Annotated in this window: 11 protein-coding genes; 4 read left to right on the top strand and 7 right to left on the bottom strand. The window is 33.4% G+C overall.

Annotated elements, in window-relative coordinates; genetic code table 11:
• Positions 1–102 precede the first annotated feature (102 nt).
• The gene (locus BMZ74_RS10475) at positions 103–2,040 is read right to left on the bottom strand and encodes an SLC13 family permease (RefSeq protein WP_089862183.1); all 1,938 of its coding nucleotides are present in this window, start codon (positions 2,038–2,040) and stop codon (positions 103–105) included.
• A 280-nt stretch (positions 2,041–2,320) separates the two neighbouring features.
• On the opposite strand from BMZ74_RS10475, the gene BMZ74_RS10470 reads away from it, so the two are divergent.
• The gene (locus BMZ74_RS10470) at positions 2,321–3,976 is read left to right on the top strand and encodes a SulP family inorganic anion transporter (protein ID WP_089862182.1); all 1,656 of its coding nucleotides are present in this window, start codon (positions 2,321–2,323) and stop codon (positions 3,974–3,976) included.
• A gap of 114 nt (positions 3,977–4,090) precedes the next feature.
• On the opposite strand, the gene hydE is transcribed toward BMZ74_RS10470, so the two are convergent.
• The 3 genes from hydE to BMZ74_RS10455 all read right to left on the bottom strand — a co-directional run bounded on the left by hydE (position 4,091) and on the right by BMZ74_RS10455 (position 6,948).
• Entirely contained in the window at positions 4,091–5,152 is a 1,062-nt protein-coding gene (hydE, locus tag BMZ74_RS10465) for a [FeFe] hydrogenase H-cluster radical SAM maturase HydE (protein WP_089862181.1), read from the bottom strand.
• 20 nt (positions 5,153–5,172) lie between these two features.
• Positions 5,173–6,621, bottom strand: coding sequence for a [FeFe] hydrogenase H-cluster radical SAM maturase HydG (hydG, locus tag BMZ74_RS10460; RefSeq protein ID WP_089862180.1), 1,449 nt, complete (start codon positions 6,619–6,621; stop codon positions 5,173–5,175).
• Positions 6,622–6,684: 63 nt separating this feature from the next.
• Positions 6,685–6,948 (bottom strand): TM1266 family iron-only hydrogenase system putative regulator, encoded by a 264-nt coding sequence (locus BMZ74_RS10455; protein ID WP_089862179.1) that lies wholly within the window; start codon positions 6,946–6,948, stop codon positions 6,685–6,687.
• Positions 6,949–7,443: 495 nt separating this feature from the next.
• Between BMZ74_RS10455 and BMZ74_RS10450 the strand changes: the two genes are divergently transcribed.
• The 3 genes from BMZ74_RS10450 to BMZ74_RS10440 all read left to right on the top strand — a co-directional run bounded on the left by BMZ74_RS10450 (position 7,444) and on the right by BMZ74_RS10440 (position 10,949).
• Positions 7,444–8,403 carry a TAXI family TRAP transporter solute-binding subunit gene (locus tag BMZ74_RS10450; RefSeq protein WP_089862178.1) on the top strand — a complete coding sequence of 320 codons (960 nt, stop codon included), beginning with the start codon at positions 7,444–7,446 and terminating at the stop codon, positions 8,401–8,403.
• A 102-nt stretch (positions 8,404–8,505) separates the two neighbouring features.
• Positions 8,506–9,060 carry a DUF1850 domain-containing protein gene (locus BMZ74_RS10445; RefSeq protein WP_089862177.1) on the top strand — a complete coding sequence of 185 codons (555 nt, stop codon included), beginning with the start codon at positions 8,506–8,508 and terminating at the stop codon, positions 9,058–9,060.
• Positions 9,039–10,949: a TRAP transporter permease gene (locus tag BMZ74_RS10440; protein WP_089862176.1), complete on the top strand. Its 1,911-nt coding sequence runs from the start codon at positions 9,039–9,041 to the stop codon at positions 10,947–10,949. Before BMZ74_RS10445 ends, BMZ74_RS10440 begins: the two co-directional genes overlap by 22 nt.
• 132 nt (positions 10,950–11,081) lie before the next feature.
• On the opposite strand, the gene BMZ74_RS10435 is transcribed toward BMZ74_RS10440, so the two are convergent.
• From BMZ74_RS10435 to BMZ74_RS10425, 3 genes are all read right to left on the bottom strand, one after another.
• The gene (locus tag BMZ74_RS10435; protein ID WP_089862175.1) at positions 11,082–11,711 is read right to left on the bottom strand and encodes a ThuA domain-containing protein; all 630 of its coding nucleotides are present in this window, start codon (positions 11,709–11,711) and stop codon (positions 11,082–11,084) included.
• A gap of 68 nt (positions 11,712–11,779) precedes the next feature.
• Positions 11,780–12,994, bottom strand: a complete 1,215-nt coding sequence (locus BMZ74_RS10430) for a pyridoxal phosphate-dependent aminotransferase (protein WP_089862174.1) — start codon at positions 12,992–12,994, stop codon at positions 11,780–11,782.
• A gap of 143 nt (positions 12,995–13,137) precedes the next feature.
• On the bottom strand, positions 13,138–13,392 hold a 255-nt coding region (locus tag BMZ74_RS10425; protein WP_143070161.1), incomplete at its 5' end, for an IS30 family transposase.

Below are 13,392 nucleotides of genomic sequence, written 5' to 3'. Positions count from 1 at the left end.
CCTCCAGTTGGCTCCCCGCATCTTAAATTATAAAATAATAAAGAGATCTCTATCTAGCTAATATTATATAACATAAAATAATTTTTAGCAAATTAAATTCAGCTAAAAACCCCAAATTAATTTAACTAAAATTGGTACTACTAAAGTGAAAATAAGCTGTAATGGTGTCCCGGCAATAATAAAATCTCTAAATTTAAAACGCCCCGAACTATATACCATTAAATTTGTTTGATACCCAACCGGGCTGGCAAAAGCAGCACTGGCAGCAAAAGTTGTAGTAATTACAAATGCAAATGGATTAACTCCTACTTGAATAGCAGTTTTTACTGCAATAGGCAACATCAGTAAAACACTGGCATTATTACTAATTAAATTAGTTAGAAAAGAAGTTAATAAATAAATTAACATTAATGTAAAAATAGGATCTAAAAAACTAGCCAGATAATTAATTTTCTGAGCCAAAAAAAGAGCTGTTCCTGACTTCTCAATTGCTGTTCCTAAAGGAATTAAACCTGCCAGAAGAAAATAAACTTCCCAGTCAATAGCCGCAAAAAAATCATTTTTATCAATACAACCACTAAAAGCCATTAAAAATGCCCCAAGTAATGCAGCAATAGCTACTGGCAAAATATTTAAGGCTACAGCTGCTATAAAGAATAATAAGATTGATATTGAAATTATCATCTTTTTTTTATCAAATAATTGTGGATTATACTTCTGATTAACAATAAAATTACTATTTTTCTGCAGTCTATCTGCTGTTCTGGAAGTAGCTAAAAGCAAAATTAAATCTCCAGGTTGAAAACGATAATAAAGCAGCTGCTGATGAGTTAGTTCTTCACCGCGCCGCAGTGCTAGAATACTACACTGATAACGATCTACAAAATTAATTTCAGCCAGTGTTTTATTAACTAAAAATGAGTTAATTGGGATTACAACCTCTATCAAATTCTCACCAGTTAAAGAATATTCGATTGTCTGATCATTAAGTATCATTTCAGGCAAGGTTTTAAGTCCTTTATTTTTAACAAGTTTTAATAAAACTTCACGTCTTGCTTTAATAATTAAATGATCTTCTGCTTGAATTCTCAAATTACTTTGTGCTTCAATAAACTCCTGCTGTTCATTATCTCTAATAACTCTAAGAATCTCATAATCAAACTCTTTTTCTGTATTAATTTCAGTAATTGTTTTATCAATGAAATCACAGTTTTTCGAAATTATAACTTCAGTTAAATAATCTTGTAATTCAAATTGGTCTGTTAAGTCCTCTTCTACCTCAAGCCGGGCTGGAATCAAATCATAGCCAATAGTTAAAATATAAATAATTCCGATTACCAAAATAATTATTCCCAATAGACTAAATTCAAATAACGAAAATGGGTGATCAAGTAGTCGTTCTGAAACATCACTGGCCAGTAAGTTAGTTGACGTACCAATTAAAGTTACAGTACCACCTAAAATAGCTGCATAAGAAAGCGGCATTAAAAGTTTTGAAGGAGATAAATTATTCTTTTGGGCCAGTTCTTTACTCATCGGTATCAAAGCAGCAACAACCGGTGTATTATTAATAAAACCAGATAAAAACCCAGTTAATACTGCAATAAGAGCAACCTGATGACGAGGCTGACCAGCTGTTAAGTGGGAAATTTTATTTCCTAATAGCTGGACTGCACCACTGCGCTGAATGCCAGCACTAAAAACAAACATTGCCATTACAGTAATCGCAGCTGGATTACCAAAACCAGCCAATGCTTCTGCAGTAGTTAATCTGCTATATTGAGCAAAAATAGTTAAAATTATTGGCACTAAAAGTGCAGCTAGGCTAATTGGAATTGGTTCAAAGATAAAAAGAACTAATAATAATAAAATTAAAAGCAAAATAAATATAATTGATCTGTCTAATCCACCATTATTACTGAGATTATTTGTTTTTAATAAAGATTGTGCCTCTACTAATCCCAGAGTAGGGTATAATAAAATAAATCCACAGATAATTAAGCAAATAAAAATGAAAGCAAAGTTATTTTCAGGCAGCATCAAATTCACCTCAGTCAAGTAAGTTTTAATTAACTATTTTTAATTCTATTTTAGCAAATTTAGCTTAAATTTACCAATAATTAAACTGAGCTGTAGATTCTATTCTAAAATTTACTGATTAACCTTTAATTTGCTAATCAATAACAGAAGAGATTTGTTAATTTAAGATTTATTTAAATTTAAGCAGATATTTTATTGCAAGTTTGAACTTCGACTGTTAAACTAGAAGCAAAGATTTAAACAGGCTTAATTTTATTAGTAATTTATGAGGTGATTATAGTTGCAGAATTTAAACAAATTATTTGTAAAATATCGACCAGATTTAATCAGTGGTCTTACAACAGCTACCATAGCTCTTCCCCAGAATATGGCCTATGCTTTAATCCTGGGAATAAATCCTATTTATGGTATCTATGCCTCTATATTTTCGATGCTGGTTGCTTCTGTTTTTAATCTTTCCAGCTATATTATAGTAGGTCCAACTAACATGATGGCAATAGCCCTCTATAGTAGTTTACATAATTTTCAGGGACAGGATTATTTGCAAATTATATTTTTAACTACTTTTTTAATTGGCCTTTTTCAGTTTTTATTGGTAACTTTTAATCTTAGTGAACTGGTAAAATATGTTTCACATCCAGTTGTAGTTGCCTTAAGCCATGGTGCTGCTGTTTTAATTTTATTCAGCCAATTAAAGAATTTTACTGGTATTAATATTCAGGGAGCTAATGTCTTAAGTAAATTCTGGAGTTTTATCCTCAATATTTCTCAGCTTAATTACCTTAACCTTTTAATTGGTGTGACAACAATACTGTTAATTTATTTAATTCCATTAATAAAAAAAGAGCTGCCAGAATATATTATTACTATTATCATTATGACAATCTTTACTTTTTTAACTGGAATTGATAATTCTATCCCTTTAATTGGCAAACTGCCTAAACAAGTAATCGATTTTAATCTAGTTAATTTTGACTGGAAATTAATTGGATTAGTTTATTCTAAAGCATTCTCAATTGCTTTATTAGGCTTAATTCAAACAATGGCAGTTTTACAGGCTATTTCTCTAAAAACTGAAGAAGAAGTTGATTTTAAAAGAGAATTTAAAAGTCAAGGAATCACTAATATGGTTATTGCTTTTTTCAGTTCTTTTGCAATCTCTGCTTCTTTTTCTAATACTTTTGCTAATTTAAGTGCAGGAGCCCGGCACAAAGTATCACAACTTTTCTGTGCACTGGCTATTATAATTTTCATTCTTTTTTTTAGACCTTTGCTTGCTTATGTACCTGTTGCTGTACTGGCGGGTTTAATTATAACTGCTGCTTTTGGTATTTTTGATTTTAAAGAAGTAATTAAAAATATGAAAACTACTAAAGGAGATGCAATAATTTTCTGGTCAACTTTTACAGCAACTTTAATTTTTCCTAATCTTGATCATGCTATTTACTTTGGAATTTTAATTTCACTAGTTGTAATTTTACAGATTTCTAAAAAAGCTGATATAGAAATGCTTTATTATAATAAAAAAGAAGATGAATCTGGTTACCACCTTCGTCAAAAAAGTAAGCAAGCTGATATAACTGCCCAACAGGCACGTGTAATTGATCTCAAAGGAGCTGTACATTTTAGTGCAGCTGATGATTTAAAAGCCAAACTTGCTGATTTTTATGAACCAGAAACAGATTTTATTATTAGAATGCGTAATGCCAGAAGAGTTGATATTACAATAATCGGAGTACTAGAAGAATTTATTGATCAAGTACAGGCAAGTGGAGCAGAAGTAATGCTGACTGGGGTTAATAAAAGGATCTTAAAAATGATGCGCAAAATTGGACTAACCGAAAAAATTGGAGAAGATAATATCTATCTACCTGAAACTGAATATTTTGCTGCAACTCATAAAGCACTTGATTTTAGCAACAATAATCATGAATAAATAAAACCCGGTAAATAAGCTGATTTCAGCTGCTAATTTACCGGGTTTTTTTAGTTAAGTTAAGGTAGTTTACTTAAATAATTTAGTTAAACAACCTTGATCTAATTAATTTGCTTAATCTAGCTTTACAAACTCTTTCCGCATACTATGACCATGATCTGTACTAACAAATCTGCCCAGAGAATTAATAATCCCTCCAATACACTGCCTACAATCTCCTGCTTCTTCATTAACACAAATCTTATCAGGATAAATTTGATATTGTTCCCGATATTTACCCTGAGTAACATTAGGCATAACTACATTGGCACCTGCCTGCAGAGCTTTTTGTCGACCTTCAACATCAATTGTCCCGAGAGCAGTTGTTGCTGGAATATGGGCAAATGGTAATAATAATCTGCTCAGAGCAGTGAATTTAAGTGTCATTGCTACTGTTCCCTGTTTACTATTTTTTAATGGTGTTTCGGGATGGGGAATAAAAGGTCCTGAACCAAGCATATCAAGTTCAAGTTCCTGGCATAATAACAAGTCTCTAGCCAAAATTTCAGGAGTCTGACCTGGTAAATCAATAATTACACCACTACCGATCTGGTACCCCATTTTTTTGAGCTCTTTAAGACAGTTAATTCGATTAGTAAAACTCATCCCGGGATGATAATCGCTGTATAAACTTTGATCAGCAATTTCATGTTTTAAAAGATAACGATCTGCTCCTGCTTCTCGCCAGAGCTTATACTCACTAAGCTCCCTTTCCCCGAGGCTAAGCGTAATTGCCAGATCTGTTTTAGTTTTAATAGACCGAATAATAGCGGCTATTTCTGCTGCAGAATGTTCATCTTCTCCTGATTGTAAAACTACAGTTTGATAACCAAGCTGAGCAGCCATAACCGCTGTTTCTATAATTTCACTTTTCTGCAGTTGATAACGCTTTAATGCTTGATTATCTTTGCGCAAACCACAATAGTGACAATTTTGTTTGCAATAACTGGAGAATTCAATAATAGCTCTCAGATGGACTTCTTCTCCACAAATTTCGGATCTTTTCCGATCAGCAGCTTCAAGCAAGTAATCAAGCTCAGTCAAATCAATAGCTAATAAAGCTGTAATTTCTTTTGCTGTTAAGCTAGCAGTTTGAAAAGCCTGGTCAACAAGCCTTTTTATTTCAAATTTATTCACTTAAATCACCTCTAAATATTCTATAAATATAAGTCATGTTCTCCCTGCGCAATTGCTGCTAGTTTATCAGCAATATTAGCGGCCAATTTGGGATTATCTGCTTTAAGATCAGCCATTAAATTAGTGAGACATTCTTCTCCATATTTACGACTAATTTCAGTTCCATAGTCTTCCAGATACTCTTTAAAAGTCAGCATTGCATTGGGACGACAAAATTCCTGGATTTTACCAGGTTTGGCTAGATCCATAAAGTCTTTACCTGTGCGACCAAGCCGATAACAGGCTGTACAGAAACTTGGAATATAACCATCTTTAGCAATTCCAGTAATTACTTCATCAATAGGTCGCAAATCATGCAGAGAAAATTGAGCTAAATCCTCTTTATTATCACCTTTATGATCATAGCCGCCAGGAGTTGTTCGCGATCCAGCAGAAACCTGTGAAACTCCATGTTCGAAAAGCTCATTGCGCATTTCAGCACTTTCTCTGGTGCTTAAGATCATACCTGTATAAGGTACAGCCAGCCTCAATACAGCAACTAACTTACGAAAATCTTCGTCGGAAACTGGGTAAGGGATCTCTTCTAAAGGAGTTCCTGCAGCTGGATTCATTCTGGGAACTGAAACAGTATGAGGGCCAACTCCATATTTTTGATCTAAATATTCAGCATGAAGCAGCATACCAATTGTATCGAATTTATAATCATAAAGACCAAATAAGGCTCCAATACCTACATCATCAATTCCAGCATCCTGAGCTCTATCCATAACTGACAGCCGCCATTCAAAATTAGTTTTTGGACCAGAATGATGTAATTTTTGATATTGTTTTCGATTATATGTTTCCTGAAAACAGGTATAAGTACCAATTTTAGCTGCCTTCAATTTTTTAAAATCTTCTCGACTCAAAGGAGCTATTTCAACATTGATCCGGCGAATTTCTCCTCCATGCTCTGTCTTAACACTATAGGCAGTTTCAATTCCTTCGATTAAATAATCAAGATCTGTATTTGGAGCTTCTCCAGTTAAGACTAAAAGTCTTTTATGACCTTCTCTCTCGATTGCTTCTACTTCTTTTGCTATCTCTGCCTGAGTTAACTTTTTGCGATGAACAAGCTCATTATCTTTCCGGAAACCACAGTAGGCACAATTGTTAATACACTGATTAGCAAAATATAAAGGAGCAAAAACAACCAGGCGCTTACCATAAATTTTTTCTTTTATTTGACGTGCTGCCTCTAAAAACTCATCGATTAATGCTTCATCTTCAACCTGCAGTAAAGTAGCCGCTTCTAACGGAGTAATTCCCTTCAGCTTTAATGATTTATCAATAATTCTCTTAACCTCTTTTGGATCAGGCTTTTTAGCATCAGCTAATATGCTCTCTATTTTCTCATCTGTTATATAATCACAAACTCCTGTGCGATAATCTTCTCCAAACTCTTCTTTATAATAATTTACTGTACTCATAATTGCCTCCTTAAATTAACTCCCGAAAATAATACTAAACAAAATCATTTTTTAATAATTAAACTAGTCAGCCTCGACTTCAACTGATGTTAGAGCAGACTTAAGCGTAACTCCCGGCAAATTGCCAAGCTGGCCAGTTACCGCTCCAATTTCATCAGGAGTGCCTTCAACAATTAATGAAATAAGCGAAAGGCCATGTTCAGCAGATGGAATTCCCATCCTCCCAATAATATTATCAGCATGCTTACTTAATATCTTATTAATCTGCTCGCTCACCTTTTCTCTACCTGTTACAACTATTCCAATTACACCGATTCTTTTTTTCATTAAGGTCCTCCTCAAAATCAAAAAATTCTCACTAGTCAGGTTCTGGAGTTAATTATTTGCAATAAATTAAACATAGAAAAATCCCTCCCCTAATTTGCAGAACCTCTTCCTTAAATTCAGGTAAGTAATAATTCATTATCCTCTCAGACAGGCTAGCCCGGCTGATCAGATATTAACTTAACAATAATTATATCCTAAACGATAACTTTGTTCAAGTTTTCACGTTATATAATTATAAAAATTTTTTATTCCTTATATTAAAACCAGCTTAATCTTTTTAATAATTAACTGTAAATTCTGGCTATTTAGAAAAAATTTAATAATTTAAGTTTTATAATCATAGTATACTGTAATCCTATTATGCAGGTCTTCTCAGCCTCCCAACTAATATTCTGCAACTTGCTTTTAAGGTTAAAATATTGTAAAATTGAATAGGAGCTTTTTAAGCTTCATTTTTTTAAAGTATTAAAAACAAGAAGGGAGTAGATAAGTTCTATGTTAAAAAACAAAACAAGATTTTTATTAGTAAGTACTTTAATTTTAGTTAGTCTTTTAGTCAGTGGGCTAGTTTCTGCTCAGGAAACTACTTTTCTTTCAATAGCTACTGGAGGTACTTCCGGGACCTATTATCCAATTGGTGGAGCAATTGCCAAAGTATTAAATGAAAATATTGCTGGAATGAATGCTTCAGCTCAATCTACTGGAGCTTCAGTTACTAATACACGCCTTATTTATAACAAAGAGGTCGAACTTGCTATTTTACAAAATGATATTGCTAGTTATGCTGTTAATGGCGAAAAGCAGTTTGCTGATAATCAGGTTAATAATATGACTGGAATTGCTTCTCTTTATCCAGAAATTATTCAGATTGTTGTAAGATCTGATGCTGGAATTAGCAGTATTGCTGACTTAAAAGGTAAAAAAGTTGCTGTTGGTGCTCCAGGTAGTGGAGTAGAAGCAAATGCAAGTCAAATTCTTGATTTTTTTGGCTTAAGTTATGATGATATTGATGAAGACTATTTATCCTTTGGTGAAGCAGCTAGCCGCTTAAAAGATAGACAGATTGATGCTGCCTTTTTAACTGCTGGTATTCCAACTGCAGCTGTAATGGATGTAGCTGCAACTCAGGATATTACCCTACTCAATTTTAGTGATGATGATATTGCATCTTTAAATGCTGAATACCCATTTTTAACCGGGGTTACTGTTCCAGCTGGTACTTATAATGGACTTGATAAAGATGTGCAAACTGTTGCTCTTAAAGCAATCCTGGTTGCTGAAGCAGGTCTATCCGAAGATACTGTTTATCAAATTACTAAAGCAATTTTTGAAAATCGCGACACTTTAATTGCTGCTCATGATCGCGCTAAAGATATAAAATTGGAAACTGCTTTAGATGGAATGACTGTTAAACTGCACCCTGGTGCTCAAAAATACTATGATGAAGTTAAATAAATCTATTTAGAGGATAACTATTAAAAGTAATTTTAGCAAAATTAGAGCTAAAAAAACCATATTAAGCCTCTAAGTAAAATATTTAAGGAGGAAAACCGGGTATTGAAAGATACCCGGCTCTCATTTGTTATGCTAAAAACTAAAAAGTTTAAATTTTTTTTGTTTATATTTTTTTTGCTTATTATTACAGTTCTTTTATTGAGCTTAAAAGTTAATACACTCCAGCTGGTAGATTATAAAAAAAATAATATTTTCTGGCAGGAAAAAGCTGTTGAAAATGCAGTTTTTAAAATTAGCTACATTCATTCTGTAGAAAGAACACCTGTTATTGAAATTTTTAAAATTAAACAAGGTAAAATTATTTTAACAGGAACTGAATATGAGTCTTATGGTGCTGGTTTACCAACCACTGCTATTACAGGAGAATATGTTGTTAAAAATGATAAGTTCTTTTTAAAAGATATTAATCAATTCTTACCAGATATTATGTTGAGAGTAAGTGACTATGCTCAACATGAATTTATTTATCAAGATCAGGTATATGAATTATATAAAAAAATACCAACGGAAACTCTAGTCCAGATCCGGACTAAACAAGTTAGCTATTTTAATTATTATCAAAAGGAGGTAAAAAAATGGCTGAAAAAGAACATCTAAAAGAAAACGAGCTCTTAAAAAAATATGATCCTAGTACTGATTATCGTCATTATACTGGTATAGCTGCTATTATAGTTTCTACTATTGCAGTTTTACTATCAATTTTTCATTTATATACAGCTGGTTTTGGAATTTTATTAGCTTTAAAACAAAGAGCTGTTCATCTCGGTTTTATTTTCACTCTAATCTTTCTACTCTATCCAGCTTCTAAAAAACATAAAAAAAATAAATTTATTTTTGCTATTGATTTAGCCCTGGCTCTGATTAGTATTGCTGTTTCATCTTATATAATAATCAATTATGAACCACTGGTTAGAAGAGCAGGTATGTATACTCAACTTGATCATGTAATGGCTATTCTAGCAATTATAATTGTACTAGAAGGAGCTAGAAGAGCTATTGGTCCTGAGCTACCAGTAATCTCAATAATATTTTTACTTTATGCTCACTATGGTCAGTCAATGCCTGGCATGCTAGCACATCGTGGCTATTCCTGGTCCAGAATTGCTAGCCATATGTACTTTACAACTGAAGGTATCTTTGGTATCCCGCTCGGTGTTTCTGCAACTTATATTTTCTTGTTTTTACTCTTAGGTGCTTTTGCAAAACGAACTGGTTTAGGAGATCTTTTTATTGACCTAGCAATGTCTTTAACTGGAAGAACTACTGGTGGCCCAGCTAAAGCAGCTGTAGTTTCGAGTGGTTTAATGGGATCTATTTCAGGCAGCTCTGTTGCCAATACAGTTACAACTGGTTCTTTCACAATACCATTAATGAAAAGAGTTGGCTATGAGCCTAAATTTGCTGCTGCAGTTGAGGCTTCTGCTTCAACTGGTGGTCAGATAATGCCTCCTATTATGGGAGCTGCCGCTTTTATTATGGCAGAATTTATTGGTGTTCCTTATGTTACAATTGCTAAAGCAGCTATTTTACCGGCTATTCTTTATTATATTACTGTCGGCTTAATGGTACATTTTGAAGCTAAAAAAGCTGGCCTCAGTGGAATGAGTGCTGATTTAACACCTAAATTTTTACATGTTTTAAAAACAAGAGGTCATATGATCTTACCACTAGTTATTATTTTCTATTATCTATTTCGTGGTTATACACCACTTAGAGCTGCTTTTTTAGGAATTTTGGTTTCGTTTGCACTTAGTTTTATTAAAAAAGATACTAGAATGAGTTTAAAAGACCTGCTTGATACATTAAGAGAGGGAGCAATCTCTGCTCTTGGAGTAGCTGCTGCCTGTGCAGCAGTTGGTTTTATCGTTGGAGTTACTACTTTAACTGGACTTGGTCTAAAATTTACCAGTCTAACAGTAGCTCTTGCTCATGGTAATTTATTTCTGGCTTTATTTTTTACTATGGTTGCCTGTACGATTCTGGGAACTGGCCTACCAACAACAGCTACTTATATTGTATTAGCAACAATGGCTGCTCCAGCTTTAACTCATTTAGGAGTTCCTATTTTAGCTGCCCATTTATTTGTTTTATATTTTGGAGTAGTAGCAGATTTAACTCCACCAGCTGCACTAGCTGCTTATGCAGGGGCAGGTATAGCTGGTTCAAATCCTTTAAAAACAGGTATTACAGCAGTTAAATTAGCAATTGCTGGTTTTGTTGTTCCCTTTATTTTTGCATATTCTCCTTCTTTATTGTTAATCAACACCAATGCTTTTCAAGTTATTTCTATTACTGTTAGCTCTATTATTGGTGTGTTTGCACTTGCTGCTGCAGTACTCGGTTATTTAAATAGAAAGACTACTATACTGGAAAGAATAATTTTACTGGCCAGTGCACTGGGATTATTGTTCCCGGGCTGGATTTCAAATATTTTAGGTATAATTCTTTTAGCTTTAGCATTATTCTTACAATACAGAAATAAATAAAAAATTAGCTTAGTTAAATATAAAACCCCATTTCAGATTAATCTGAAATGGGGTTTTTAAAGTTAATAGAACTTTATTTGCTGTTAAATTATCTAGATTAAATTTAAAGTAAATAATCAATTAAATTAACAGCTAATACTTAATAATATTTTTAATTAAACGCTGCATCATTTCATTTTCAAGTACAGCTAAGTTATGGCCCGGAGTCAGAACAAATACCTGGCCAGATTTATACTCTCTAAACCAGCCTGCTATTGATTCACCATATTTTTCACTTTCAGCTGCTAAAAAAGGTGTGATTTGATCAGCACTTATCTCCATAAAATATTGTTCATCTTTAATTACAAATTCTGAAACACCAGCTGTAAATTCAGTTTCCATGGTTTTATAAACTCGTAATTCCTGCTCTTCAGAAGGATGTTTAACAAAATGCCCACCACTAATTCTACGCAGTAAACCTGTCCTGGGATAGCTGGCAATCCCGGAATGAAGTAAGAATAATTTCTTACCAGCTGCCAAAAAGTCAGCAATCTTCTGCTGCTGATAATCAGTAATCCAATATTCTCCATCAGATTCTGGGCCAACTTTTCCCCAGGTGGCCAGCATAAACAAATCATAGTCAGGCAAATGTTTCCAATCTACTTCTGTTACTCTCGTATATATTTCAAGCTGCCAATCAGGCTGACTAAGCATTGTTAAAGCTTTACTTAAATAATCAGCTGGATGATAATAATCTCCAACCAGAGCGACTAATTTTTTCATTAATTACATTCCTTTCTCTTTAATATTTTCAGTTCAAAGCCAGAATTTATCTAGAGAAAGTAAATTATTTATTGATGATAAGTACTTAAAAAACGAGCTAACCTACCAAGAGCAATTTCTAAATCTTCCTCTGCTGGCAAGAACACTACCCGGAAATGGTCAGGCTCTGGCCAATTAAAACCAGTCCCCTGTACCAGAAGAACTTTTTCTTGAACTAAAAGATCCAGAATAAATTTTTCGTCATTTTTAATATTAAACTGTTCTATATCAAGGCGCGGGAAAAGATATAAACCAGCCTCTGGCTTAACACAACTAATTCCCGGTATTTCAGTTAATAGTTTATGAGCAAGATCACGCTGTTCCTTTAATCTGCCCCCTGGTAATATCAAATCATTAATACTCTGATAGCCACCTAATGAGGTCTGAATAGCATATTGAGAAGGAACATTGCTGCAAAGTCGCATTGATGATAATATATTTAAGCCTTCTATATAACTTTTAGCATGATATTTTTTACCACTTAACATCATCCAACCAGCCCTAAAACCAGGCACTCGATGTGATTTAGATAATCCACTAAAAGTAACTACAAGCACATCTTTAGTTAGAGTTGCAATTGAAGTATGTTCGGCCCGCTCATAAGTAAGCTTTTCATAAATTTCATCACTATAAATAATCAACTCATTTTCTCGTGCTATTTCAATAATTCCTTCTAAAATTTCCAGCGGATAGTTAGCCCCTGTAGGGTTATTGGGATTAATAATTACAATTGCTTTAGTATTAGAATTAACCTTTGCTCTAATATCATCCAGATCAGGATACCAGTTAGACTGTTCATCACATAAATAATGAACCGCTTTTCCCCCAGCTAAATTAACGGCAGCTGTCCAGAGCGGATAATCAGGCATTGGAATTAAAACTTCATCTCCATTATCTAATAATCCCTGCATAGCAAGCGTAATTAATTCACTAACTCCATTGCCAATATAGATGTCTCTAATATCTACATCCATAATACCCTTTTTTTGGTAATACTGCATCACAGCTTTCCGGGCCGGGAAAATTCCTTTTGAATCACAATAGCCCTGTGCATTTTTTAAATTATACATCACATCATGAATAATTTCATCCGGTGCATTTAAACCAAAAGGAGCTGTGTTACCTATATTTAACTTATAAATATGATAGCCATCTTCTTCCAGCCTGGTGGCTTCTTCCAGCACTGGTCCCCTAATATCATAACAAACATTTTCCAACTTAAGTGATTTTTTTATATAATCCATCTTTTTCCTCCAATTTCGCTCGATGCTCTCTACTTTAGAGTAAATTATATCAGAAATTACTAAAATAAAAAAGTATGGTGAATTGCAAGTTGCAATGCACGGTTTTTTTGATTTTTTTAAAATTACCTGTACCTTCAATGTTTTTACATACTAAAACTTAATTTTTCTCTGAATATTTCATCTGAATTCCCATAATCAAACATTTTTCTGGGGTAAGTATTTATGAATTCCTGAATCTTTTTTACCAGGGTTCTTTTGATTCCTCTGAAACTTGTGCCTTTAGGTAAGAATCTTCGGATAAACCTGTTAGCTACCTCATTTGAGCCTCTCTGCCAGCTGCAATATGCATCACAATAATACTGGCTGGTCCTGGGAATGCTACTGCCTGCAAAAGATTC

Source organism: Halanaerobium salsuginis (assembly GCF_900114545.1).
GTDB classification, from domain to species: Bacteria; Bacillota; Halanaerobiia; order Halanaerobiales; family Halanaerobiaceae; genus Halanaerobium; species Halanaerobium salsuginis.
Note: the sequence above shows the minus strand (reverse complement) of the source record. Positions and strands in the feature narration are given on the sequence as shown.